Genomic DNA, 24,103 nt, shown 5'->3' with positions numbered 1-24,103 from the left:
CCCCGGATGTGCCGAAGGCTGTTCGACGCGGGCCCGGGAGCCTGTTTCAATCGACACGTCGTCACATCACGCGGGGAGAGGAATCCATGCCACGTCCGCCGGGCCATGGACCGGGTTTCGAGGTCAGACGCCAGAAGATCATCGACATCGCGGCCTCGCTGTTCGCACAGCAGGGGTACGCGGCGACCTCCATCAACGACCTGGGTCGCGCGGTCGGGCTCGCCAAGGGAGCGCTGTACTACTACATCGGCTCCAAGGAGAACCTGCTGGTCGAGATCCAGTCCCGGGTGATGGGGCCGCTGCTCGCCCGCGCCCGCCAGATCGCGGACCTCGACGAGGAGCCCCTGCTGCGGCTCAGGCTCCTGTCGGAGTCGCTGCTGACGATCATCTTCCGGCGGCTCGACCACATCTGGGTCTACGAGCACGACTACCGCTCTCTCAGCGGCGACGAGCTCAAGACCCTGCTCGGGCAGCGCTCCGACTTCGAGGAGCTGATCTCCGGGCTGCTCTCGGAGGCGATGGAACAGGGCGTCTTCCGGAAGACCTCGCCGCGCCTGGCCACCCTGCAGTTCCTGAACCTGCACAACCACACCTACCAATGGGTGCGGCCGGAGGGGCAGTGGGACGCGCCGTTCCTGTCCCGGGAGTACTGCGCGACCCTGTTCCGCGGGTTCGGCGCGCCGGACCACGCCCTGCCGCGGGTCGAGGAGCAGGCCGAGGCGTTCAAGCGCGAGCGGCCCGGCCTTCCGCTCGACCCGGAGGCCGAGTGGGAGCAGGTGCCCGCCGCCGGCTGACGGACGACGGTCCCGCGGTGTACCTACGCACACCGCGGGAACCCGCTCACGCCTCGGCGACCAGCGCCCTGGCGATGACATTGCGCTGGATCTCGTTGGTGCCCTCGCCGATCTCCAGGATCTTGGCGTCGGCGTAGAAGCGGGAGATCTCCGACTCCCGGACATAGCCGTACCCGCCGTGGATCTGGACGGCCTGCGACGCGGCCCGGTTGGCGACCTCGGAGGCGTAGAGCTTGGCCATGGCGGACGCGGTGCTGTGCGGGCGCCCCTGGTCGGCGAGCCAGGCGGCCCGGTAGACCAGGCAGCGTGCGGCCTCCACCTCGGTGCCCATGTCGGCGATCTTGTGCCCGACGGCCTGGAAGTCCGACAGCGGACGGCCGAACTGGTGCCGCTCGGTGGCGTGCTTGACCGCGAGGCCGAGCGCCGCCTTCGCCAGGGACAGGCCGAGCGCGGCGACGCTGATCCGGCCCTTGTCGAGGACGGAGAGGAACTGGCGCAGGCCGCCGCCCTCCTCGCCGATCAGGTGGTCGTCGGGCACGAAGCACCCGTCGAAGACCAGTTCCCGGGTGTCCATGGCGTGCCAGCCGAGCTTCTTCAGCTTGTGGCCGACGGTGTAGCCGGGGGTGCCGGTCGGGACGTAGAACGTCGCGTACCGCTTGCGGCCCTCGTCGCCGCGGCCGGTCACGGCGAGGATGGTGACGCCCTGGCTGATGTCGGTCCCGGCGTTGGTGATGAACATCTTGGTGCCGTTGATCACCCAGCCTCCGTCCGCCCGGCGGGCGGTGGTGGCGATGCCGGCCGCGTCGGAGCCGGCCTCCGGCTCGGTCAGGCCGAAGGCGCCGATGGCCTCGCCGGCCGCCAGCGGGGCCAGCCAGCGGTGCTTCTGCTCCTCGGTGCCGTAGGCGAGCAGCGGCAGCGTGGCGATGGTCGAGTGGGCGTTCCAGGAGGAGGCCACCGACTGGTCGGCGGCGCCGAGTTCCTCCATCACCGCCACATAGGTGACCATGTCGGAGCCGGCACCGCCGTACTCCTCGGGCACCAGCATGCCCATCAGGCCGAGTTCACCGAGCTTGGTGAAGACCTGGGTCGGGAACTCCTCGTTCTCCGACCACTGGGCCGCGTGCGGGGTGATCTCTTTCGCCGCGAACTCACGGACCATCTCCTTGAGGGCGAGAGTCTCCTCGGGCAGGTCGAAATCCATGTCGGTCATCCCTTCGGGGTCAGCAGAACCTTGAGGTGGCGGGCCCGGTCGGCGGCCAGGTCCGCGAAGACCCCGGCTCCCGCGGAGAGCGGGAAACGTCCGGTGACCAGCGCCGAGGCGTCCAGGCGCCCGGTGCTCATCAGGTCGATCACGCGGGGAATGTCGAAGTTGTAGCCGAGCGTGCCGAGCACGGAACGCTCGTAGAAGACGAGCTGCCCCATGTCGAACTCGACGCTGCCGTGGCCGACTCCGGCGAGCACGACCCGGCCGCCGCGCCGTACGGTGGCGACGGCCTGGGCGGCGAGCCGGGGTATGCCGGTCGCGTCGATGACGGCGTCCGGGCCGATCCGGCCGGTGCGCAGGAACACCTCGCGGCGCACGTCGGTCTCCGCCGGGTCGAAGGCCTCGGTGACGCCGAGGCCGAGCAGCATCTCCCGGCGCTCCTTGAGGGGCTCGCTCACGTAGAGGCCGGCCGCGCCGGCGATCCGGGCCGCGAGGACGACGGCGACGCCGATGGGTCCGCCGCCGACGACCAGGACGTTGTCGCCGGGCCGTATCCCGGCGCGGGTCACCGCGTGCAGGCCGACGGCCAGCGGTTCGGCGACCGCCGCCATCTCGTCGGTGACGTTGTCGGGCAGCCGGGTCAGGCCGGCGATCGGCACGGTGACGCGGTCGGCGAAACCGCCGGGCGAGGCCAGGCCGACGGAGCCGCTGCTGGGGCAGATGTGGTACTCGCCGCGCGCGCACCAGAAGCAGACGCCGCAGCGCCAGACCGGGTCGGCGGTGACACGGTCGCCGACCGCGATGCCGGGGACGGCGGTGCCGAGGGCGACGACGGTGCCGCTCAGTTCGTGGCCGAGGGCGAGGGGCGGCTCGGCGCCGGTGAGCGGGTGCGGGCCGGTGCGGATCATGTGCGGGCCCTCGAGGAACTCGTGCAGGTCGGTGCCGCAGACCCCGCACCAGGAGACCTCCACGACCGCCTCGTGCGGGGCGGGCTCGGGAGGGTCGGGGACCTCTTCGAGGCGGAGGTCCTGTGCGCCGTGCCAGCGCAGTGCCTTCATGGGGGCGCCCCTTTCGTGTCGTCGTGCGTTGTGGTTCGGCTGCGGCGCCGTGGGGGGCTGGTCGCGCCCCGCGGCGGAGCCGCAATTCGATTCAGCCCCGCGCCCCTTCAGGGGCGCTCCTGTGCCGTTTCTCCGAAGCGGGCCCGCCCCGGGCCGTGTTCCAGGAAGGACTGGATGCCGGTGTCGGCGTCCGTGGTGCCGAAGACGCCGGTGAACAAGGCGCGTTCGAGGGCGAGGCCGGTGGTCAGGCCTGTGTCGGCGCCGTGGTCGACCGCTTCCTTGATCGCTTCCAGGGCCGCGGCCGGGCCCTCGGCGAGGCGGCGGGCGTAGGCGAGGGCGGTGTCGAGGACGCGTGCGGGCGGGACGACCTCGTCGACGAGGCCGAGGCGCAGGGCCTCGTCGGCGCCCACCCGGCGGCCGGTCATCAGCAGGTTCTTCGCGCGGGACGGGCCGACGAGGCGGGTGAGGCGCTGGGTGCCGCCGGAGCCCGGCATGATGCCGAGCTGGACCTCGGGCTGGCCGAGGAGCGCGTCGTCGGCCGCCACCCGGTAGTCGGCGGCGAGGGCCAGCTCCAGGCCGCCGCCCAGGGCGTAGCCGGTGAGGGCGGCGACGACCGGCATCGGCAGGCGTGCGACCTCGTCGAAGGTCCGCTGCAGGGCGCGGTTCCAGCCCCGCACCTCCTCGGGGCCCATCGCGGCCAGTGCCTTCACGTCCGCGCCGGCCGCGAACAGCCGTTCTCCGCCGTAGAGCACCACGGCCCGCACACCGGGGGTGTCGGCGAGTTCGCGGACGCAGGCGGAGAGCTCCGCCCGCTGGGCGGAGTCGAAGGCGTTCATCGGCGGGTTGTCCAGGCGGACCGTGACGACCGGCCCGTCGAGGTCGAAGCGGATGCGTGGCACGGGCACCTCCTCGTCGGCTTCTCCGGCACATTCCGGCGGCTTCGGCGGCGGCAGGCGCGAGAGCGCTTGTCGAGGCCTTCATGCCGTCGTAAAGTGCGGAAACAAGTTTTATAGACCAAGGGGTACACTAAATCTTCGGTGCGGGCAACCGACCGGTCGGGATCCGGGTTGCCCTTGAGCCGGGGCGGCCGAGGTCGTCGTCGAACACCACACAGTGAGAGTGAGCCGTGCACAATTTCGCGAGCATCCTCGACTACCACCTGACCCAGCGGCCCGACGCCGTGGCGGTCGCACAGGAGGATCAGGCACTGACGGTTCGTCAGCTGCATGAGCGGGTCAACCAGTTGGCCGCCGGGCTGACCGAACTGGGGATCGGGCGCGGCGACGTCGTCGCCCTGCTCCTCTACAACCGGCCGGAGTTCCTGGAACTGGTCTACGCGGCGAGCCGGATCGGCGCCGTGTTCCTGCCGCTCAACTACCGGCTCTCCGAGGAGGAGTGGCAGTACATCCTGGGCCACGCCCAGGCCAGGGCCGTCATCGCCGAGCCGGAGTTCGTGCCGGCGATGGAGCGCAGTGCCGGCTGTCTGACGGACCTGGAGCACCGGATCCTGGTCGGCGGCACGCCCGAGGGGTCGTGGCAGGGGTACGAGGCGCTGCTCGACGGCCACCGGGGCGCCTTGGTGGATCCGGTGGACGTCGGCACCGAGGACCTGCAACGCCTGATGTACACCTCCGGCACCACCTCACGGCCCAAGGGCGTGCGCATCACCTACGGGAACCTCCAGGCCAAGAACCTCGCGCACATCGTGCACTTCGGGCTCACCGCGGCCGACACCACCCTGGTGTGCGGCCCGCTCTACCACGTGGGCGGTCTCGACATGCCCGGCCTCGCGACCCTCTACGCGGGCGGCGCCGTGGTGCTCCAGCGCAGGTTCGACCCGGTGGGGGTCCTGGAGGCGATCCCGAGGCACCGCGTCACCAACCTGTGGCTGGCGCCCGCCATGGTCAACGCCGTCCTGGAGGTCCCCGGCCGCGACGGCTACGACACCGCCTCGGTCCGCTTCGTCCTGGGCGGCGGCGAGAAGACCCCCGAGCCGGTGCTGCGCCGGATCATGACCGCGTTCCCCAACGCCTGGTACGCCGACGCCTACGGGCTGACCGAGACGGTCTCCGGCGACACCTTCCTCGACCGCGAGCACGCCCTGTCGAAACTGGGCTCGGTGGGCCGCCCGGTGCCGCACACCCGGGTCAGGATCGTCGACGACGAGGGCAGGGAGGCGCCGGCCGGCGAACTCGGCGAGATCACCCTGCGCGGCCCGAAGGTGTTCGCCGGTTACTGGCGGGACGAGCAGGCCACCGCCGCCGCCCTGCGCAACGGCTGGTTCCACACCGGGGACATCGGCCACCTCGACGAGGACGGCTTCCTCTACATCGACGACCGCAAGAAGGACATGATCGTCTCCGGCGGCGAGAACATCGCCACGCCCGAGGTGGAACGGGTGCTGTACGAGCACCCGGCGGTCCTGGAGGCGGCCGTGGTCGGCCTGACGCATCCCCGCTGGGGCGAGGTCCCGCGCGCGTTCGTGGTGCTGCGGCCGGACGCGAAGGCAGGGGCCGAGGAGCTCCGGGAGTTCTGCCGGGCCCGGCTGGCCAGGTTCAAGGTCCCGGCCCGCTTCGACTTCGTCGCCGAACTGCCCCGTACCCCCTCGGGCAAGGTCCTCAAGCGGACCCTGCGCGACGTCCCCGCGGAGGGCTGAGCCATGGCCGACGTCACCACCGAACTGCGCCTGGACGGCAGGACCGCGTGGGTCACGGGCGCCGGGAAGGGGCTGGGCCGGGCCATCGCCGTCGCCCTCTCCCAGGCCGGCGCCACCGTCGCCGTGACCGCGCGCACCGCCTCCGATCTCGACACCCTGGAGTCCGAACTCACCGGCCACGGCGGCAAGGTGCTGGCGCTGCCCGGATCGGTCGCCGACTCCGCCGCCGTGCGCGAGACGGTCGAGCGCATCACCGAACGGACGGGCCGGCTTGACGTGCTGGTCAACTGCGCCGGGATCAGCCCGCACTTCACCCGCAGCGAGCGGGTCACCGACCAGGACTGGCGGCAGGTCGTCGACGTGAACCTGGCCGGCACCTTCTACTGCTGCCGCGAGGCCGGCAAGGTGATGCTGGAGCAGCGCTCCGGATCGATCGTCAACGTCTCGTCCGTGCACGCCACCACCGGCTTCGAGCGCATCGCCGCCTACGCCGCGAGCAAGGGCGGGGTCGAGGCCCTGACCCGGGCGCTGGCCGTGGAGTGGGCCGATCGCGGGGTACGGGTCAACACCCTGGCCCCCGGCTACTTCCACACCGACCTCAGCTCCGGGCTGCTGGACAGCCGCTGGGGCGAGCGGATCGTCCGCGGGACCCCGCTGGGCCGGGTCGGCGAGGCCACGGAACTGGGCGGCGCCGCGGTGTTCCTCGCCTCGGACGCCGCCCGCTTCGTCACCGGCACCACCCTCACCGTGGACGGGGGCTGGACGGCCTGGTGAACCGGCCGCCCGGCCGACGGCCGGCACACACGCTCCGGCCGTCGGGGGTTCCCGCCATCCGGGTGGTTCTGGCCCACAGAGGTTTCCCGTCCCGGCACGAGGGGATGAATCGTCGCGGTCCGCGACGATTCGGGTCGTGGCGATGAGACAAGGGAAACAGGCATGGCTCAGGGCAGCGTCAAGTGGTTCAACGCGGAAAAGGGGTTCGGGTTCATCGAGCAGGACGGCGGCGGCCCTGACGTGTTCGTGCACTACTCGGAGGTCCAGGGCAACGGCTACCGGAGCCTGGACGAGGGGCAGCGCGTCGAGTTCGAGATCGGGCAGGGCACCAAGGGCCCGCAGGCACAGCAGGTCAGGTCGCTCTAGTCCGTGACTCCGCAGGTCCGCCGGGCGCCGGTGATCCCGGTGGTCAGAGGACGTCCGTCCCGGCGGCGGCCCTGCGGATCCGCGGCTCGAACTCCCGGCGCACGTAGACGTCGAACGGCTCGGAGAGCGCGCCGTCGATCACGTGTCGTACCCGGTGTTCCGCAGCGAACTCCTTGATCGCCGCGCGGGAGCCGGGTCCCACACCGCCGCCGATGATCAGCACGCCGAACTCCTCGGTCGCCAGGAGCTTCAGGGCCTCCTCGTCGGTGCTCACCCCCTCCGCGTCGAAGCCGTCCGCGTGCAGTGTGGCGAGCACCGCCGTCACCCTGGCGGGCGTCCTTCCGAGTACCAGCGTCCTCATGGTCGTTTCCTCTCCGGCGGGTCGGCATCGGCACGGCCCAGCGTAGAAACTCAACCGGACTTGAGGTCAACCCCGGCTTCCGCCCCGTGTGCCGTCTCGAAGAGTTCGTCGGACACCGCCCGGACCGCGTCGACCACCAGCGGGGCCACGAGTTCCAGCGGGGAGCGGCCGTCCCCGACCACCGATATCGCCCCGACCGGACCCTCGGGGCCGCGCAGCGCGAGGCCGACGCACCCGAGGTCGGGGAAGCACTCGCCCCGGTCGATCGCCAGTCCGTTGCGGCGCCGTACCAGGCCGAGTTCGCGGTGCAGCTGGTCGAGGCGGCCGATGCTGTGCGCGGTGCGGCGCTCCATGACCGGCGCGCAGCGCGCGTCGATCTCCTCCGGGGTCAGCCAGGCGAGCATGGCCTTGCCGAGTCCGGTGCAGTGCGCGACCGCCCGGCCGCCGACCTTCGAGGGGATGTCCACCGCCGCCCGGCCCCCCACCTTGTCCAGGTAGTAGATCTCCGGTCCGTCGAGCACGGCCAGGTGGACGACCATCCTGGTCCTGACCGCCAGGTCCAGCAGGTGCGGCGCGGCGGCGGCACGCAGCGCGCTGTGGCCGATCTCGCGGCCTCCCAGGCCGAGCGCGCGCGTCCCGAGGGTGTAGCCGGCCACCGTGTGACGCAGCCAGTCCAGCCGGACCAGCTGGTCGAGGATCCGGTGCGTGGTCGACCGGGGCAGCTGGGTCCGGCGGGAGACCGCTTCGAGCGTCAGATGGGTCTGGGGACGTTCGAAGAGGTCCATGATCAGCGTGACCCGCTCCATCATCGACGGAGGCAGCGCGGGACCGTCGGCCTCGGCGGAACGCGAGCTCAGGCGAAGGGCAGACGTCATCGTCGGTGCCTCTCTGCTCAAACTGAAATCAATTCTAGTTCGGCGCCGACGTCAAGTTATCAATGCCCTCGGCCACGGAGAAAGAGTCGTGCACCGATTCATTGGAGCGATTGGTCTATTTTACTGCCCGGGGAAAAACGTACCGCTCTCCGGGAAGGCGTTCCCGGAGAGCGGTCGTGTGCCGTCGGACGTCAGCCGTGCCGGGTGAGGTCCAGCGCGATGTCCACGATCATGTCCTCCTGGCCGCCGACCAGCCCGCGCCTGCCGACCTCCTCCAGGATGGTGCGGGCGTCGAGGCCGTACCGTTCGGCGGCGGCCTCGGCGTGCCGCAGGAAGCTGGAGTAGGCACCGGCGTAGCCGAGGGTGAGGGTCTCCCGGTCGACGCGCACCGGACGGTCCTGCAGCGGTCGTACCAGGTCCTCGGCGGCGTCCTGGAGGGCGTGCAGGTCGCAGCCGTGCTTCCAGCCGTACAGGTTGGCGACGGCGACGAACGGCTCGATCGGGCAGTTGCCGGCGCCGGCACCCTGTCCGGCCAGGGACGCGTCGACCCGGGTGACGCCCTCCTCCACCGCCACCACGGAGTTGGCGACCGAGAGGGAGAGGTTCTCGTGGGCGTGGATGCCGATCTGCGTCTGCGGGTCGAGCACGTCCCGGTAGGCGCGGATCCGGTCGCGGACGCCGTCCATGGTGAGCCGGCCGCCGGAGTCGGTGACGTAGACGCAGTGCGCGCCGTAGGACTCCATCAGCCGGGCCTGCTCGGCGAGGACGTGCGGGGGCGCCATGTGGGCCATCATCAGGAAGCCCGCGACGTCCATGCCCAACTCCCGTGCGGTGGCGATGTGCTGGGCCGCGACGTCCGCCTCCGTGCAGTGGGTGGCGATGCGCACCGAGCGGACTCCCAGGGCGTAGGCGCGCTTGAGTTCGGCGACGGTGCCGATGCCGGGCAGCAGGAGGGAGGTCAGGACGGCGTTCTCGACGGCGTCGGCCGCCGCCTCGATCCACTCCCAGTCCGTGTTGCTGCCGGGACCGTAGTTGAGGCTGCCGCCGGCCAGTCCGTCGCCGTGGGCGACCTCGATGGCGTCCACGCCGGCCCGGTCGAGGGCGGCGGAGATCTTCGACACGAACTCGGGGGTGATGCGGTGCCGGACGGCGTGCATGCCGTCCCGGAGGGTGACGTCCTGGACGTAGAGCCTGCGGGTCACTCGGTCACCTCGGAAGTCGTGCGGCGGGCGATGCGTTCGGCGACGCGCAGGGCGGCCGAGGTCATGATGTCGAGGTTGCCGGCGTAGGCGGGCAGGTAGTGCGCGGCGCCCTCGACCTCCAGGAAGACGGTGACCTTGGTGGTCGGCCGCCCGTCGGTGCCCTCGGGCAGGAGGGTGTGCACCGGGTCGTCGGCCGTGACCGGCGTGAACTGGACCTCCTGCTTGAGGCGGTAGCCGGGCACGTACTCGGCCACCGCCGCGACCATCTCCTCGACGGAGGCGCGGATCGCGTCGTGGTCGGCGTCGCCGGTCAGGCAGTACACGGTGTCCCGCATGATCAGCGGCGGATCGGCCGGGTTGAGGACGATGATCGCCTTGCCCCGGCGGGCACCGCCCACCTTCTCGATGGCGCCGGCCGTGGTCTCGGTGAACTCGTCGATGTTGGCCCGGGTGCCGGGCCCGGCCGACCTGGAGGCGATCGAGGCGACGATCTCGGCGTAGGGCACGGGGGTGACGCGGCTGACCGCGTGGACGATCGGGATGGTCGCCTGGCCGCCGCAGGTGACGAGGTTGAGGTTCTCGACCTCGTTGGCGAGGTGCTCGTCCAGGTTGACCGGCGGGACGACGTACGGGCCGAGGGCGGCCGGGGTGAGGTCGATCAGGCGTTTGCCGTACGGGGCCAGCTTCTTGGCGTTCTCGACGTGGGCCCTGGCGGAGGTGGCGTCGAAGACGATGCCGATGTCGTCGAACCCGGCCATGCGGATCAGGCCGTCCACTCCCTCGTGCGTGACGGGCACCTTCAGCCGGGCGGCGCGCGCCAGGCCGTCCGACTCCGGGTCGATGCCCACCAGCGCGGCCATCTCCAGGGTGTCGGAGAGGCGCAGCACCTTGATCATCAGATCGGTCCCGATGTTGCCGGAGCCGATTACGGCCACCTTGGTCTTCGTCATCCGTGTTCCTTGGCTTCGGGGGCTTCGAGGGCTTCAGGGGCTTCGCGGACTTCCGGGGCGTCGGCGGCTGCGGAGGCTTCCGGGGTCTCGGAGGGCTCCTGGGGCGTGAAGGCCGCGGTCACCGAGCCCAGGCCGGACATCTCGGCCCGTACGGTCGTGCCCGGCGGGGTGGGGACGAGCGGGCCGAGGGCACCGGAGAGCACGACCTGCCCGGCGCGCAGCGGATCGCCGAACTCCCGGGCGGTGCGCGCCAGCCACAGCAGCGCGGCGAGCGGATCGCCCAGGCAGGCGGTGCCGTCGCCCTCGGAGGCGAGCTTCCCGTCGGCGTGCAGCCGCATGGTCACGTCCCGCGGCTCGAACTCGTCCAGGCCGACGGCCCGTTGCCCGAGCACGAAGAGTCCGCTGGAGGCGTTGTCGGCGACCGTGTCCGTGATCGCGATGTCCCAGCCCGCCACCCGGCTGTCCACGATCTCCAGCGCGGCCACGGCGTACCCGACCGCCGAGCGGACCACCGCCAGGTCCAGGTCGTCGGTGTCCAGGTCGGCGGCGAGCACGAACGCGATCTCCGCCTCGGCCCTCGGCTGGAGCAGCCGGCCGCTGGGGACGGCCGGCAGCGCGGTGACGTCCATGTCGTCCAGCAGGACGCCGAAGTCGGGCCGGTCGACGCCCACCTGGCGCTGCACCGACGGGGAGGTCAGCCCGATCTTGCGGCCGACGACCCGGGCCCCGGCCGCGATCCGGGCGCCGACGACGCGCCGCTGGACGGCGTACGCGAGGCCGATGTCGTCCGGACCGAGCAGATCCCGGACCGGTGCACAGGGTCTGCGGTCGCGCGCCGCCCGGGCGAGGCGCTCGGCCGCCTCGGCCACGGCTGTCTCACGGTCCGCGACCGCCGTCGGTTCCCACACGTCTGTCATCGCCGTCCTCGACTCGTTCCGGCCTCCAGCCTGGGCCGCCGCGCCACGGGAGCGCCGGGCGATTTCCGCTCACCGGGACTCCGGGACGGAGGGCGGGAGCCGGCACGCACCGCGCGGGAGCCGACGGGCGAACGGCAGGCGGACGGCGGGCGGGGTCTCGGTGAGCGAGATGGCGCGGGAGTGACCTCACGCTGTCTCATTACCGTCGTCCGCAGGGCCGTGGAGCGTCCGGGCGGCCGGGCGCCGCGGGCCCGTCGCGCCTCCATGGCCGTACGAGGGCGCCCTCGTTCCGGCCCCGCCCCACGGTCCCCCGCCACGAGCACGGTCCCCACCCGTCGGCGCGGTTCCCCCCACCAACGAGTTCGGCACCCATCAGGAGGTTCGGATGAGCATCAACGAAGATGCCTACGACGTCATCGTCGTGGGGTCGGGCGGCGGTCTGGTCGGGGCGTACGTGGCGGCGGCGCGCGGCCTGCGCACGCTCGTCGTCGAGAAGACCGACCGGGTCGGCGGCACGGTCGCGTACTCCGGCGCGGGCCTGTGGTTCCCGGGCTCGGCGCCGCTGAGCCGGGCCGGCCTCGGCGCCGATGTCGAGGAGGCGCGGTCGTATCTGCGCGCGGTCGTCGACGACCCGTCCCGGGAGGGGCTGCAGGACGCGTACCTGGCGGCCGGGCGCCGGCTGATCGACGAGCTGGAGCAGAACACCTGGTTCCAGTCCTTCGTGCACGGGCCGGTGCCGGACTACTACGCGGCGAGCCCGGGGTCCTCGCCCACGGGGCACACCGTCTTCCCGCCGCCGGTCGAGGTCGCGGAGCTCGGCGAGCGCCGGGCACTGGTGCGTGACTCGCTGCCGACGGAGCGGTTCGGCTTCGACGAGGGCCCGGTGCTCAGCGGCGGGCGGGCGCTGATCGGCCGCGCCCTGTCGGCGTTCCTTGAGACGGGCAACGGCGAACTGCGGCTGAACACCGCGCTGGAGAGCCTGGTCGTCGAGGACGGCAGGGTCGTCGGCATCGAGGCCGTGCACGAGGGCGAGCGGGTCAGGATCCGGGCCGCCCGGGGCGTGCTGCTGGCCGCCGGCGGCTTCGAGCGCGACCGCGAGCTGCGCGAGGCGCACCAGTCCCCGCTCACCGGGGAGTGGTCCGACGGCGCCCCGGCGAACACCGGTGACGCGCTGCGGGCGGGCATCGCCGTCGGCGCGGACACCGACCTGCTCGACGAGGCCTGGTTCGTGCCGGGGCTGGTCCACCCGGACGGCCTGCCGGTCTTCCACACCGGGACCCGGGGCGGCATCTGGGTCAACGGCGCGGGCGAACGCTTCGTCAACGAGACGTCCCCCTACGACCAGGCCGGGCACGAGATCTTCCGCCGGCACCGGGCCGGCGGCGTACGGCACATCCCCTGCCACTGGGTGTTCGACCAGCGCCAGCTGGACCGGGACGGCATCGGCTGGCCGCCCGCCGCACCGCCCGTCGAGGAGTGGCTGGCGTCGGGCGCGCTGCGCAGGGCCGACACCCTGGAGGAGCTGGCGCGGCTGATCGACGTCCCCTTCGACGCCCTGGACCGCACGGTCAAGGAGTTCAACGGGTACGCGGCCACCGGCGTCGACGAGAGGTTCCACCGGGGCGAGACGCCCTGGGACCAGATGTTCCGGCACATCGTGCCCTTCCCGGCCGACCCCCGGCAGAACTTCCCCGCCAAGCCGTCGCCGGAGTGGCCGAACCCCCTGCTGCTGCCCATCGACCAGGCGCCGTTCTACGTGGCGACCATCGTGCCGTCGGACATCGGCACCAAGGGCGGGCTGCGGATCGACCCGCACGCGCGCGTGCTGCGGCCGGACGGCTCCCCGATCGAGGGCCTGTACGCGACGGGCAACACGGCGGCGGCGATGTCGGGCCGGGTCTACCCCGGTGCCGGCACCCCGATCGGTTCGAGTCTCGCGTTCGGGTACCTGGCGGTCCTGGACATGGCCGGGGCGACGGACTGACGGCGGGAAGCGGACAGGTGCCCGGGGCACGGGGTGTCCCGGGCACCTTCGCGTGGTTCAGGACCCGGCGATCAGCCGCGCGGCCAGCCGCAGGTCCGCCTCGCCCTGCGCGGTGGAGATCTCCTGGGTCAGCATGGCCACGAACACCCCCCACCAGTCGTAGACGAGCAGCCGCACCCGGCTGTGCCCGGTCCGCGCGTCCGCCCGGTCCCCGAGCAGCCGCAGCAGCCGTTGTCCCAGCGCGCTCTCCACGATGTCGATGCGGCTGCGGGCGGCGCTCGCGTATTCGGTGAACGACGACAGCGCCACCGCCGAGGCGAGCAGCCGGCTGTCCAGCAGCTTGCCGCTCAGCGCGACGAGCGTGTCGGCGACCTCGGTCACGGGATCCGCCGCCCGGTCGGGGACCGGGCCGCCGTCGCGACTGCCCAGGAACTGCTCGATGTGCCACTCCAGAACCGACAGGAACAGATACGGCTTGGACGGGAAGTAGCGGTACAGCGTGGCGATCGCGACCCCGGCCTCCCTGGCCACGTCGTGCATCTGCACGGAGGCCAGCCCCTCGCGCGTGCCGAGGTCCGCGGCGGCGCGCAGGATGCGGATGCGGCGGTCGGTCTGCCGGCTCGACGTCGGCGCGGCGGGTCGGCGGGGCCCGGCCCGGCCCACCCGGTCGTCCGTCACGGGATCACCCACCGCCGGGTCGCCCATCGTCAGGTCGTCGGTCGCCGGGTCGCCGGACGCCCCCACGCTCGGCACTCAGCCGGCCTCCGGGCGGGTCAGGAAGGCCAGGACCGCGCTCTCCCAGGCCGCCTTCTGCTCGATCATCGCCCAGTGCCCGCAGTCGGGCAGCACGTGCAGCTCGGCCTTGGGGATGGTCCGCATCGGCAGCAGCGCGCTCTCCAGCGGGGTGACCCGGTCGTCGCGGCCCCAGGTCAGCAGCGTGGGCGCGGCGACCTTGTGGAGCATGGCCCAGATCGGCTGGTCCGACTGGGACTGCGCGGCCTGCATCGCGGCCATCGCCTGCCGGCCGTAGATCCGGCGGGACGCCTCCAGGGTCGCCGGTTCGGTGGCGGTCGCCCAGCGTTCCTCGATCAGTTCCTCGGTGAGCAGCGCGGGGTCGTGGACCATCGAGCGCAGCCATTGGACGAGGTTGTCGCGGGTGGGGTTCTCGGCGAACTCCACCAGCAGGTTGAGCCCTTCGCTGGGGCCCGGGGAGAGGAGGTTGCGGCCGACCCCGCCGATGGTCACGACCCTGCGGAACAGGTCCTTGTGGGCCACCGCGAGCCCCACGGCGACGAACCCGCCCATCGAGTTGCCGATGACGTCGACGCGGTCCAGGCCGAGCCCTTCCAGGAAGCGCAGGACGGCCTTGGGTGCGGCGGCCATCGGGTTCTCGGCGGTCGGGTCGCTCACCCCGAAGCCGGGGAACTCCAGCGCCAGGCAGCGGAAGTGCCGGGCGAACACGGGCAGGTTGCCCCGGTAGTTGCGCCAGCCGGTCACCCCGGGACCCGAGCCGTGCAGCATCAGCAGGGGCGGCCCTTCGCCGGCCTCGTGGTAGCGCAGGACACCGTCGTCGGTGGGCAGTTCGCGCAGGGTGTCCGCGTAGTCGAGTGTGCTGGGTGTGCTCAGTGTCATGACGGTCACCGTGGCACCCGTACGGCGGCCGTCGCCGTACGGCTCCCGATCAGTGGGACGGTCCCGGCGGCGGTGCGGCCCGGCCTTCTACCGTCGCGGACGTACCGATACCGGGGGTCCGACGGGCCGCCTGGGACCTGACCAATGTGAGGGGAGGGCCTGATGGGTGTGCGCTCACTCGGGTACCTGCGTCTGGAGTCCAACGACCTCGACCGGTGGAAGGCGTTCGGGACCGATTTCCTCGGCCTGATGCCCGTCGAGGGCGACTCCGGGTCGCTCGCCTTCCGGATGGACGACCATCCGTCCCGGATCGTGGTCGCGCCGGGTGCCCAGCCCGCGATGACGGCGCTGGGCTTCGAGGTCCTCGACGAGCGGGAGCTGGCGCGGCTGGCCGCGGACGTCGAGAAGGCCGGGATCAAGGTGACCGCCGGCACCGAGGCCGAGGCGGCGGAGCGGAAGGTGACGGGCTTCGTCAGGTTCAGCGACCCGGGCGGCAACCCGGTCGAGCTGTTCTACGGCCGGACCCTCGACCACGTGCCCGTGCAGACCCCGCTGGTCTCGAAGTTCGTCACGGACGACATGGGCTTCGGGCACGCCATCGTCTCCGCCGAGGACGCGCGCGGGACGTTCGACTTCTACGTCAACGTGCTCGGGTTCATCGAGCGGAACACGATGCGCTCGCCGGGCGGCACCACCTGGTTCATGGGCTGCAACCCGCGCCACCACACGCTGGGCGTCACGCCGATGCCGGGGCCGGGGCGGCTGCTGCACTTCATGGTCGAGGCGGCGACCCTGGACGACGTGGGGCGGGCCCTGGACCGGGCCGGCAAGTACGAGGTGCCGATGATGCACTCGCTGGGCAAGCACACCAACGACCACATGGTCTCGTTCTACGTCTGGTCGCCGGAGAACTACGCCGTCGAGTTCGGCTGGAACGGCCTGAAGGTGCCCGAGCCGGTCCCCGTGTACGAGATCACGGACGGCGCGTTCTGGGGCCACCACTTCACCCCGCCGCCGCAGCCGGCCGGCTGAGCGGACGGGTACGGGGGGGGGAGCCCCACGGTCCTCGGACCGTGGGGCTCGGTCGTTGTCACCGAATGTCGTTGTCACCGAAGGTCCTTGTCGGCGAAGGTCCTTGTCGGCGGAGGGCGCCGTCAGTGGACGGTGATGGCCCGCTCGGGGCAGGCCGCCGCACCGTCCCTGGCGGCCTGTTCGAGGCCCGCCGGGACCTCACCGTCGAACGGCAGCGCATAGCCGTCGTCGTCGAGGCGGAAGAGCTGCGGGGACGCCGCCGCGCACCGCGCGTGCCCGGAGCACGCCGCCGTTTCGATGGTGATCTTCATTCAACCCACTCCGTTCTACGGCTTGTTGGTCGACCCCGCGTCGACGGTGAACTGCAGCCCGGTGACGTACCGCGCCTCGTCCGAGGCGAGGAAGAGGACGGCGTTCGACACGTCCCGGGGCTCGACGTACGGGGCCAGGGGGTTCATCGCGGCGAGTGCGAACAACGGCTCGCGCGCGGCGAGTTCCTCGATCGGCACGCCCACCGTGATGCCCGTGTCGCTGACCCCGGTGGGGTGGACGGTGTTCACCCGGATGCGGTGCGGGGCGAGTTCGTTGGACAGGGCCTTCATCAGGCCCACGACGCCGTGCTTGCTGGCCACGTAGTGGGCGTACGGCACATGGCCGCGGATGCCGGCGGCGGAGCTGGTGAGGACGATCGAGCCGCCCTCCCCCTGCTCGATCATCCAGGGGACCGCGGCGCGCACCGTGTTCCAGGGGCCCTTGAGGTTGACGTCCACGGTGACGTCCCAGGCCTCCTCGGACAGCTCCCAGGCGGCCCCGATGCTCATCACTCCGGCGTTGGCGACGACGGTGTCGAGCCGCCCGAACTCCTTGCGCGTCGCCTCGACCGCGGCCCGCATCTCGTCGACCGAGCGGACGTCGGCCTCGACCGGGACGCACCGCCGCCCGGTCTCCCTGACCAGCTTGGCGGTCTCCTCCAGCTCGTCCTTCGTCGCCAGCGGGTACGGCAGTTCCGCGCTGATGTCGTGGCAGACGTCGGTGACGACGATGTCCGCGCCCTCCTCGGCCAGCCGCACGGCGTGCGAACGGCCCTGGCCGCGCGCCCCTCCGGTGATGAGCGCGACCTTGCCCTCCATCCGGCCCATGGCCGCCTCACTTCCCCTTCGGCTGGTCGAGCAGGTCCTCGGCGGCCTCGCGCAGGGCACGCAGCCGGGACTGGAGGAGTTCGCCCTCGGCCCCGTCGGACGTGCCGGGTTCGGCGAGGCGTGCCTCCGTCTCGGCGATCTCCGCGAGGAGCCGGCCGTGGGCCTCCTCGCGGGTGAGCAGGTCCAGGTCGGTCCAGTCGGACCGCTCGGACTCCGGTCGCCGGCTCATGCGGGGAGGTTGTACAGGCGGCGGGTGTTCAGCTCCACGATCCTGTGCACCTCGTCGTCGGGTACGTCGGCCAGGACCTCGGCCGCGTAGGCGCGGGACCTGGGCCAGTAGGAGTCGGAGTGCGGGTAGTCGCACTCCCAGGTGATCTTGTCGACGCCGACGTGGTGGCGTACCTCGACGCCGAACCGGTCGTCGATGAAGCAGCCGTGGAAGTGCTTGTGGAACAGCTCCGAGGGCCGCACGCTCTGGTTGACGTTCTGGTAGAAGCGGTGCCGCTCCCAGGTGCCGTCGGCGCGTTCCAGAAGGTAGGGGATCCAGCCGATGCCGCCCTCGGAGAGGCCGATCTTGAGCTTGGGGTGCTTGTGCAGCACCGGGGAGAAGAGCAGGTCGGCGGCGGCGAACATGGCGTTGCAGCCGAACAGGGTGATGGTGACCGCGAAGGGGGCCTCCTCGGCGGTCTTCGGGGGCTTGCCCGAGGTGCCGAAGTGCAGGCAGACGGGCAGGTCGGTCTCCTCCGCCGCCGAGAACATGGGGTCCCAGTAGTCGGTGTGGAAGGAGGGCAGGCCGCGCGGGGCGGGGTTCTCCGGGAAGGAGATCGCCTTCGCGCCCTTGGCCGCGGTGCGGTGGATCTCGGCGACGCAGGCGTCGACGTCCCACATCGGCATGATGACCAGCGGGATGAGCCGGCCGGGTGCGGTGGCGCACCACTCGTCGAGGACGAAGTCGTTCCACGCCTGCACGCAGAGCAGGGCCAGTTCGCGGTCCTGGCCGTCCAGGAAGACATGGCCGGAGAAGCCGGGGAAGGAGGGGAAGCACAGGGCGCCCCAGACGCCGTCCAGGTCCATGTCGCGGATCCGGGCCTTCGGGTCGTAGCAGCCCGGGATCATCTCGTCGTAGCGGGTGGGTTCGAGGCCGAACTCCTCGGGCCGCTTGCCGGCGACGGCGTTGAGGCCGATGTAGGGGTAGATCCGGTCCTCGTAGACCCAGACCTCGGCGGGGGCCTGTCCCGCACCGCGCGGCTGCTCCACGATGCGCGGCCCGGCCTCCCGGTACCTCGCCGGCAGCCGGTCGGACCACAGGTGTGGGGGCTCGATCAGGTGGTCGTCGGTCGACAGCAACTTCATCCATGGCTGCAACGGCATCGTGTGCTCCCTCGGTCTCGGGGACTCTCTAGCACCGGGCACATTGTGTGCACTGAACCAGTCCCACTGGGCGGGAAAGATCGACCAACTCCCGCATGGATCGGAGATCATCCGGTAACGATCAGCTTCCGCCACCACTATTCAGGCTACTCTTTTCTTCTACGGAAGGAGACCCCATGGGGAGAGTGCAGGACAAGGCCGTCTTCATCACCGGAGCCGCGCGCGGCCAGGGCCGCGCGCAGGCGGTCCGGCTCGCCGCGGAGGGCGCCGACATCGTCGCCGTGGACCTGTGCGCGGACATCGCCACCAACGGGTACCCGCTGGCCACCGAGGCGGACCTGGAGGAGACGGTCCGGCAGGTCGAGAAGCTGGGCCGGCGCATCGTGGCCCGCCGGGCCGACGTACGGGATCCGGCCGCGCTGAAGGCGGCGGTCGCCGAGGGGGTGGCCGAGCTGGGGCGGCTCGACGCCGTGGTCGCCCAGGCCGGGATCTGCCCGCTGGGGCCGGAGCAGACCGCGCAGGCCTTCCTGGACGCCGTCACCGTCGACTTCAACGGGGTGGTGCACGCGGTCGACGCGGCCCTGCCCCATCTGCCCGACGGTGCCTCGATCGTGGCCACCGGGTCCATCGCGGGGCTGATACCGGCGACCGTCGACAACCCGGCCAACGGGCCCGGCGGGCTGGGCTACTCCTTCGCCAAGCGCCAGGTGGCCGCGTTCGTGCACGACCTGGCGACGGTCCTGCTGTCCCGCCGGATCCGGGTCAACGCGGTGCACCCCACGAACGTCAACACCGACATGCTGAACAGCGACGTCATGTACCGGTCGTTCCGGCCCGACCTGGAGAGCCCGACCCGCGAGGACGCGCTGCCCGGCTTCCCCGCGACGACCGGGTTCGGGGTCCCCTTCGTCGAGCCGGAGAACATCGCCGACATGGTGCTCTTCCTGGTGTCGGACGAGTCGCAGTACGTCACCGGCATGCAGATGCGCGTCGACGCCGGCGGCTACGTCAAACGGCGCCCGCAGCTGCCGGCGTTCTGACGGTCAGGCCGTCATCTCGATGACGACCTTGCCGGTGGTGCGCCGCCCGGCCACGTCGGTCAGTGCGGTCGCCACGTCGGCGAGGGGGTGGACGCGGGAGACGAGCGGGCACATCCCGTCCCGGACCATCCGGGCCAGCGCCCGGTCGCCCGCGGCCACCGCGTCCGGGGCGTACCGGCGCAGCATGCGGATCTCGAAGCCCCGGACGACCGCGTCCTTGAGCAGCACGAGGTTGAGCGGGATCCGCGGGATCCTGCCGTCGGCGTACCCCACGGTGACGAACCGGCCGCCCCGGCGCAGCGCGCGCAGGGCGGCCTCCGCGTGGTCGCCGCCCACGGGGTCGACGACCAGGTGGGCGCCCTCGCCGCCGGTCAGTTCGCGGACGCGCGTCTTCAGGTCCTCGCGGACGTAGTCGACGCCGCCCTCGGCGCCCAGTTTCCGGGCCACCGCGAGCCGCTCGGGGCCGGACGCCGCCGCCACGACGCGCATGCCGAGCCGGGTGGCGACGTCGACGGTGGCGGAGCCGACGCCGCCGGCGGCGCCGAGCACGGTCGCCCACTCCCCCGCCGTGCCCTGCCCCACGGTGGTCAGGGCGTGGTAGGCGGTCGCGTAGGTGACGTGGAACGCGGCGGCGTGGACCAGGTCGAGGCCCTCGGGTACGGGGCGCAGGCCGGTCACCGGCACCACGACCTGTTCGGCGAAGGCGCCGGTGAGCACCGCTCCGGCCACCGCCGAGCCCACCGGGGGGCCGGTCACGCCGGGCCCCAGCGCGGCGACCACACCGGCGAACTCGCTGCCCGGGGTGAACGGCAGCGGCGCGGGCACCTGGTAGCGGTTCGCCACCAGCAGCACGTCCGGGTAGTTGACCGCGGCGGCGTGCACCCGGACCAGGACCTCTCCCGGGCCGGGCACGGGGTCGTCCAGTTCGACGACGGCCAGGCCGTCCGGGGGCCCGTAGTCGGTACAGCGTGCGGCTCTCATCGTGTGCTCCCGGTGGCCGGCATCGCCGGGTCCCGGGGCAGTCCCAGGACCTGTTCGGCGATGGTGTTGCGCTGGATCTCGGCGGTGCCCGCACCGATCGTGGAGGCCCGGGTGCGCAGGAAACCCCACACCCAGCGCCCGCGCTGGACGGCGTGCGGGTCGCGGCGGCCCAGGATCCCGTACGGTCCCAGCAACTCCAGGGCGAACTCGTGCAGTTCCTGCTCGAAGGTCACGATGAAGAGCCGTGCGGTCGAGGAGGCGGGGCCGGGCTCGCCCTTCGCCATGATGTCCGCGATGGTCCGCATCCCGGTGAGCCGCATGACGGTCACCCGGATCTCGAAGTCGGCGAGCCGGTCGCACACCGACGGGTCGTCGGTCGCCCCGCGTTCGCGGGCCAGCTCGATCAGCTCGTCGAGGACCCGCCGGTACAGGGCCGCCTGGTTCATCGCCCCGGCGGCGCGTTCGTGGCCGAGGCTGGTGCGGACCAGGGGCCAGCCGCCGTTCTCCGCGCCGATCCGGTCGGCGGCCGGGACCCGGACGTCGTCGAAGAAGATCTCGCAGAAGTGCGCGTCGCCGGTGAGGTCCCGCAGCGGGCGGACGGTCACGCCGGGGGCGTGGGCGTCGATCAGGAGGTAACTGATGCCGTCCTGGCGGGAGTCGGGGGGTCCGGTGCGGACCAGGGTGAAGAGGACGTCGGCGATGTCGGCCGAACTGTTCCACACCTTCTGGCCGTTGACGACGTACTCGGCCCGGGGGTCGTCGGGGCCGCCGCCCTCGCGGCGGGCCGTGGTGCGCAGCGCGGGGAGGTCCGAGCCCGCGTCGGGTTCGGAGTACCCCTGTGCCCAGACCGTGTCGCCGCGCAGCATGGGGCGCAGGTAGCGGTCCTTCTGCTCGGGCGTGGCGTACCGGATCAGGGTGGGGGCGGCGATGCCGAGTCCGGTGCCGAGGGGGCCGGGGACCCGGGCCCGCGCGTACTCCTCCTGGTAGAGGACCTGACGGGCGAAGGGCAGGTCCATGCCGCCGTACGCGCGCGGCCAGCCCGGGCCCGCGTAGCCGCCGTCGTACAGGGTGGCCAGCCACCGCTTCTGCCACGCGAGGCGTTCGGCGGGGTCCTGGGGGCGGCGCCCGGGGTGGTGTTCGGCCAGGAAGGCGCGCAGGCGGGCGCGGAACTGCTCGTCGGTCTCGGTCGCGGTCTCGGTCGCGGCCGTCGCCCCGGTCATCGCGGGGCCATGCGGATCGCGCCGTCGAGGCGGACGGTCTGGCCGTTGAGATAGGGGTTCTCCAGCATCTCGACGGCGAGGCGGGCGAAGTCGTCGGGTTCACCGAGGCGTTTGGGGTGCGGCACGGAGGCGGCGAGGCCGTCGCGGATGTCCTCGCGGAGGCGGCCGAGCATGGGGGTGTCCATGATGCCGGGGGCGATGGTGTTCACCCGGATCTGCCAGCTGGCCAGGTCACGGGCAGCGACGAGGGTCATGCCGTGCACCCCGGCCTTGGCGGCGGTGTAGGAGGTCTGGCCGATCTGGCCGTCGAACGCGGCGACGGAGGCGGTCAGGACGACGGCCCCGCGGTCGCCGTCCGCCACCTCGTTGCCGGAGAGGCGGGCGGCGGCCAGGCGCAGCACGTTGTAGGTGCCGACCAGGTTGACCCGGATCACCTCGGCGAAGGTGGCGAGTTCGCCGGGGGTGCGCGCGCGGTCGATGATCCGGGTGCGGTCGCCGCCGCGCCCGGCGCAGTGCACGACGAAGCGCAGCGGGCCGAGTTGCTCCGCGGTGTCGAGGGCGGCGTTCACCGCGGTCTCGTCGGTGACGTCGGCGCGGACGAAGCGGGCGGCCTCGCCGAGTTCGGCGACCGCCTTGGCGCCCTGCTCCTCGGAGATGTCGGCCAGGACGACCCGGCCGCCGCGGTCGATGACCCGGCGTGCCGTGGCGAGGCCCAGCCCGGAGGCGCCGCCGGTGACCAGTGCCGTGGATCCGTCGATGTTCACTCGGGTCTCCTCTACAGGCCCAGGGACGTGCTGACGAGGGTCTTCCGCCGCAGATGCCGGCCACCCATCTATTGAGTATACGTAATTACCCATCGCTGGCACAGCGGAAAGCCCCGTACGGCAGGAATCCGTACGGGGCATCGGGAATCAGTGTCACTAAATCAGTGCCACCAGGGGATGAGGGCGTCCAGGTGGCGGCGCATCCGGTGGCGGGCCACGCCGGCGTCGCCCTGCACGATCGCGTCGAGGATGCGCTGGTGGACGTGCTGGACCTCGTCGGCCGCCGTGTCGCCGGGCAGCTGCCGGTCGTGCCCGGAGGCGTGGCGGCGGAACAGTTCGGTGATGATGGCGAGGAACAGCGACAGCACCGGATTGTCGGCCAGGGCCGCCAGTTCGGAGTGGAACAGGTCGGCCTTGCGGGGGGCGTCGGCCGGGCCCTCCACGGTCCAGCGGACGGCCTTGCCCAGGCGGTCGGCGACCTCCGGGTCGCCCCCGGCGTGCCGGGCGGTCACCCGGGCGACGATGCCGAGTTCGACCGCGTTGCGGACGATCCGCAGGTCGTCGGCGGTGACGCCCTGGTATTCGAGGAAGAGGGCCATCGTGTCGATGCTGGCCTGCGGCTCGGGCTCGGTGACGACCAGGCCGCCGCCGGGGCCGCGCCGCATCCGGGCGACCGAGTGGTACTCCAGGAGCCGTACGGCCTCGCGCAGGACGGCCCGGCTGATCTCGTAGCGGGCCAGCAGGTCCGACTCCGAACCGAGGACCATGCCGATCTGCCAGCCGCGCGCGGCGATGTCGTCGTGGATCCGGGAGGCCACCACCTCGGCGAGCTTGGCGCGCGGGCCCTCGACCAGTTCGGGCTCGACCACGTTCCCCGAGATCCGTCCGCCGCGGCGCACCCGGTGCTTCTCGATCCAGCCGGCCACCGACTCCAGGTGCGCCGTCAGCTCGGTCTGCGCGCGGGCCCCGTCGTCGGCGACGACGGCGTCGACGACGGCGCGGTGCTCGCGGTGCGAGGTCTCCTTCGCCGCGTGCATCTCCGCCTTGGAGATCCGGCGCGAGGTGTGGGCGTAGCGGGCGGTGAGGCGGGTGAGGACGTCGATGAACAGGTGCAGCACCGGGTTGCCCGACAACTGGCCGAGCACCGGGTGCAGGGGGTCCTGCGAGTGGACCGACGGGTCGTCCCAGTGGTCGTGTTCGGAGTCGAGGGTGGCGCGGAGGGTGGCGATGCCCTCCTCGGTGATGCGGTCGGCGGCGAGGCCCGCGGCGATCGGTTCGAGCAGCAGGCGGGCCTGGAGCAGGTCGGTGACGCTGGTACCGACGTATTCGAGGTAGATCACCATGGCCCGGGTCGCCGGGCCCGCGTCGGGGGCGCAGACGAGCAGGCCGCCGCCGGGGCCGCGCCGCATCCGCGCGACCTGGTGGTGCTCGACCAGGCGCACCGCCTCGCGCAGCACCGCCCGGCTCACCCCGAGCTGCTCCCGCAGGTCCACCTCGGAGCCCAGCGACTCACCGACGGGCCAGCCCCGGCGGATCACGGTCGCCTCGATGCGCTGCGCGGTCTGCGCGGCCAGCTTGCCGACCGGGGCGTCGGTCTCGCCGTCGGCGGGCTCGCGGTCGACGGCAGTCGCCATGGGCCAACTCCTCTGCGGAAACATTGCGGATCCCCAGTCTATTCAGCACCGGGACAGGAACCCCCGGACCGGCCGCCCGACGCCGAGATCGGGCCACTGATTTCGGTACCGGCCCTTGGCAACCAGCCCCAAGGCATGGTTAGAGTACC

The 24,103-nt window shown here is 72.2% G+C and carries 25 protein-coding genes; 7 read left to right on the top strand and 18 right to left on the bottom strand.

The annotated features are described in order from the left end of the window. Window positions 1-86: 86 nt before the first annotated feature. Window positions 87-794 (top strand): TetR/AcrR family transcriptional regulator, encoded by a 708-nt coding sequence (locus tag AB0D74_RS36330; protein ID WP_362596425.1) that lies wholly within the window; start codon window positions 87-89, stop codon window positions 792-794. Window positions 795-840: 46 nt separating this feature from the next. Here AB0D74_RS36330 and AB0D74_RS36325 read toward each other — a convergent pair whose 3' ends face one another. From AB0D74_RS36325 to AB0D74_RS36315, 3 genes are all read right to left on the bottom strand, one after another. Next, window positions 841-2,004 (bottom strand): acyl-CoA dehydrogenase family protein, encoded by a 1,164-nt coding sequence (locus AB0D74_RS36325; RefSeq protein WP_362596423.1) that lies wholly within the window; start codon window positions 2,002-2,004, stop codon window positions 841-843. Next, window positions 2,001-3,056: a 2,3-butanediol dehydrogenase gene (locus AB0D74_RS36320; RefSeq protein WP_362596421.1), complete on the bottom strand. Its 1,056-nt coding sequence runs from the start codon at window positions 3,054-3,056 to the stop codon at window positions 2,001-2,003. The genes AB0D74_RS36325 and AB0D74_RS36320 overlap by 4 nt, the downstream gene beginning before the upstream one ends. Window positions 3,057-3,163: 107 nt before the next feature. Beyond that, a complete protein-coding gene (locus AB0D74_RS36315) occupies window positions 3,164-3,955 on the bottom strand; it encodes an enoyl-CoA hydratase-related protein (RefSeq protein WP_362596419.1) in 792 nt (263 codons plus the stop codon). Between the two features lie 227 nt (window positions 3,956-4,182). Between AB0D74_RS36315 and AB0D74_RS36310 the strand changes: the two genes are divergently transcribed. From AB0D74_RS36310 to AB0D74_RS36300, 3 genes are all read left to right on the top strand, one after another. Continuing rightward, window positions 4,183-5,712 (top strand): long-chain fatty acid--CoA ligase, encoded by a 1,530-nt coding sequence (locus AB0D74_RS36310; RefSeq protein WP_362596417.1) that lies wholly within the window; start codon window positions 4,183-4,185, stop codon window positions 5,710-5,712. Window positions 5,713-5,715: 3 nt separating this feature from the next. Further along, window positions 5,716-6,486 carry a 3-oxoacyl-ACP reductase family protein gene (locus tag AB0D74_RS36305; RefSeq protein WP_362596415.1) on the top strand — a complete coding sequence of 257 codons (771 nt, stop codon included), beginning with the start codon at window positions 5,716-5,718 and terminating at the stop codon, window positions 6,484-6,486. A 162-nt stretch (window positions 6,487-6,648) separates the two neighbouring features. Further along, the gene (locus tag AB0D74_RS36300) at window positions 6,649-6,852 is read left to right on the top strand and encodes a cold-shock protein (protein WP_362596413.1); all 204 of its coding nucleotides are present in this window, start codon (window positions 6,649-6,651) and stop codon (window positions 6,850-6,852) included. Window positions 6,853-6,895: 43 nt separating this feature from the next. On the opposite strand, the gene AB0D74_RS36295 is transcribed toward AB0D74_RS36300, so the two are convergent. From AB0D74_RS36295 to AB0D74_RS36275, 5 genes are all read right to left on the bottom strand, one after another. Next, entirely contained in the window at window positions 6,896-7,213 is a 318-nt protein-coding gene (locus tag AB0D74_RS36295) for a hypothetical protein (RefSeq protein ID WP_362596411.1), read from the bottom strand. 50 nt (window positions 7,214-7,263) lie between these two features. Further along, window positions 7,264-8,022 carry an IclR family transcriptional regulator gene (locus tag AB0D74_RS36290; protein WP_362596593.1) on the bottom strand — a complete coding sequence of 253 codons (759 nt, stop codon included), beginning with the start codon at window positions 8,020-8,022 and terminating at the stop codon, window positions 7,264-7,266. A 257-nt stretch (window positions 8,023-8,279) separates the two neighbouring features. Further along, on the bottom strand, window positions 8,280-9,290 hold the full coding sequence (gene dmpG, locus AB0D74_RS36285) for a 4-hydroxy-2-oxovalerate aldolase (RefSeq protein ID WP_362596409.1): 1,011 nt from the start codon (window positions 9,288-9,290) through the stop codon (window positions 8,280-8,282). Continuing rightward, a complete protein-coding gene (locus AB0D74_RS36280) occupies window positions 9,287-10,240 on the bottom strand; it encodes an acetaldehyde dehydrogenase (acetylating) (protein ID WP_362596407.1) in 954 nt (317 codons plus the stop codon). Before AB0D74_RS36280 ends, dmpG begins: the two co-directional genes overlap by 4 nt. Beyond that, entirely contained in the window at window positions 10,237-11,157 is a 921-nt protein-coding gene (locus AB0D74_RS36275; RefSeq protein WP_362596405.1) for a fumarylacetoacetate hydrolase family protein, read from the bottom strand. Before AB0D74_RS36275 ends, AB0D74_RS36280 begins: the two co-directional genes overlap by 4 nt. 385 nt (window positions 11,158-11,542) lie before the next feature. On the opposite strand from AB0D74_RS36275, the gene AB0D74_RS36270 reads away from it, so the two are divergent. After that, window positions 11,543-13,141 (top strand): FAD-binding protein, encoded by a 1,599-nt coding sequence (locus AB0D74_RS36270; protein ID WP_362596403.1) that lies wholly within the window; start codon window positions 11,543-11,545, stop codon window positions 13,139-13,141. 57 nt (window positions 13,142-13,198) lie between these two features. On the opposite strand, the gene AB0D74_RS36265 is transcribed toward AB0D74_RS36270, so the two are convergent. After that, the gene (locus tag AB0D74_RS36265; protein WP_362596401.1) at window positions 13,199-13,894 is read right to left on the bottom strand and encodes a TetR/AcrR family transcriptional regulator; all 696 of its coding nucleotides are present in this window, start codon (window positions 13,892-13,894) and stop codon (window positions 13,199-13,201) included. Then, window positions 13,895-14,773, bottom strand: a complete 879-nt coding sequence (locus AB0D74_RS36260; protein ID WP_362596399.1) for an alpha/beta fold hydrolase — start codon at window positions 14,771-14,773, stop codon at window positions 13,895-13,897. A gap of 162 nt (window positions 14,774-14,935) precedes the next feature. Here AB0D74_RS36260 and AB0D74_RS36255 point away from each other — a divergent pair, with 162 nt between their 5' ends. Next, the gene (locus AB0D74_RS36255; RefSeq protein WP_362596397.1) at window positions 14,936-15,805 is read left to right on the top strand and encodes a VOC family protein; all 870 of its coding nucleotides are present in this window, start codon (window positions 14,936-14,938) and stop codon (window positions 15,803-15,805) included. A 122-nt stretch (window positions 15,806-15,927) separates the two neighbouring features. Here AB0D74_RS36255 and AB0D74_RS36250 read toward each other — a convergent pair whose 3' ends face one another. Genes AB0D74_RS36250 through AB0D74_RS36235 form a run of 4 tightly spaced genes read right to left on the bottom strand, consistent with a single transcriptional unit; the run spans window position 15,928 to window position 18,315 of the window. Further along, complete coding sequence (locus tag AB0D74_RS36250) at window positions 15,928-16,116, bottom strand: ferredoxin (RefSeq protein WP_362596395.1); 189 nt, start codon at window positions 16,114-16,116, stop codon at window positions 15,928-15,930. Between the two features lie 15 nt (window positions 16,117-16,131). Continuing rightward, complete coding sequence (locus tag AB0D74_RS36245; RefSeq protein WP_362596393.1) at window positions 16,132-16,944, bottom strand: mycofactocin-coupled SDR family oxidoreductase; 813 nt, start codon at window positions 16,942-16,944, stop codon at window positions 16,132-16,134. A gap of 7 nt (window positions 16,945-16,951) precedes the next feature. Then, window positions 16,952-17,173: a hypothetical protein gene (locus AB0D74_RS36240; RefSeq protein WP_362596391.1), complete on the bottom strand. Its 222-nt coding sequence runs from the start codon at window positions 17,171-17,173 to the stop codon at window positions 16,952-16,954. Then, window positions 17,170-18,315 carry an amidohydrolase family protein gene (locus AB0D74_RS36235; RefSeq protein WP_362596389.1) on the bottom strand — a complete coding sequence of 382 codons (1,146 nt, stop codon included), beginning with the start codon at window positions 18,313-18,315 and terminating at the stop codon, window positions 17,170-17,172. Before AB0D74_RS36235 ends, AB0D74_RS36240 begins: the two co-directional genes overlap by 4 nt. A gap of 176 nt (window positions 18,316-18,491) precedes the next feature. Here AB0D74_RS36235 and AB0D74_RS36230 point away from each other — a divergent pair, with 176 nt between their 5' ends. Continuing rightward, entirely contained in the window at window positions 18,492-19,355 is an 864-nt protein-coding gene (locus AB0D74_RS36230; protein ID WP_362596387.1) for a mycofactocin-coupled SDR family oxidoreductase, read from the top strand. Between the two features lie 3 nt (window positions 19,356-19,358). On the opposite strand, the gene AB0D74_RS36225 is transcribed toward AB0D74_RS36230, so the two are convergent. The 4 genes from AB0D74_RS36225 to AB0D74_RS36210 form a co-directional block, all read right to left on the bottom strand. Then, window positions 19,359-20,336, bottom strand: a complete 978-nt coding sequence (locus tag AB0D74_RS36225) for an NADPH:quinone oxidoreductase family protein (protein WP_362596385.1) — start codon at window positions 20,334-20,336, stop codon at window positions 19,359-19,361. Then, a complete protein-coding gene (locus AB0D74_RS36220; protein WP_362596383.1) occupies window positions 20,333-21,556 on the bottom strand; it encodes an acyl-CoA dehydrogenase family protein in 1,224 nt (407 codons plus the stop codon). Before AB0D74_RS36220 ends, AB0D74_RS36225 begins: the two co-directional genes overlap by 4 nt. Then, on the bottom strand, window positions 21,553-22,320 hold the full coding sequence (locus tag AB0D74_RS36215) for an SDR family NAD(P)-dependent oxidoreductase (RefSeq protein ID WP_362596381.1): 768 nt from the start codon (window positions 22,318-22,320) through the stop codon (window positions 21,553-21,555). Before AB0D74_RS36215 ends, AB0D74_RS36220 begins: the two co-directional genes overlap by 4 nt. A gap of 161 nt (window positions 22,321-22,481) precedes the next feature. Continuing rightward, a complete protein-coding gene (locus AB0D74_RS36210) occupies window positions 22,482-23,954 on the bottom strand; it encodes an FCD domain-containing protein (protein WP_362596379.1) in 1,473 nt (490 codons plus the stop codon). Window positions 23,955-24,103 lie beyond the last annotated feature (149 nt).

The sequence above is a fragment of the Streptomyces sp. NPDC048278 genome, from assembly GCF_040652195.1.
Classification (GTDB): domain Bacteria; phylum Actinomycetota; class Actinomycetes; order Streptomycetales; family Streptomycetaceae; genus Streptomyces.
The sequence above is the reverse complement of the archived record's forward strand: the minus strand, read 5'-3'. Positions and strand labels throughout refer to the sequence as shown.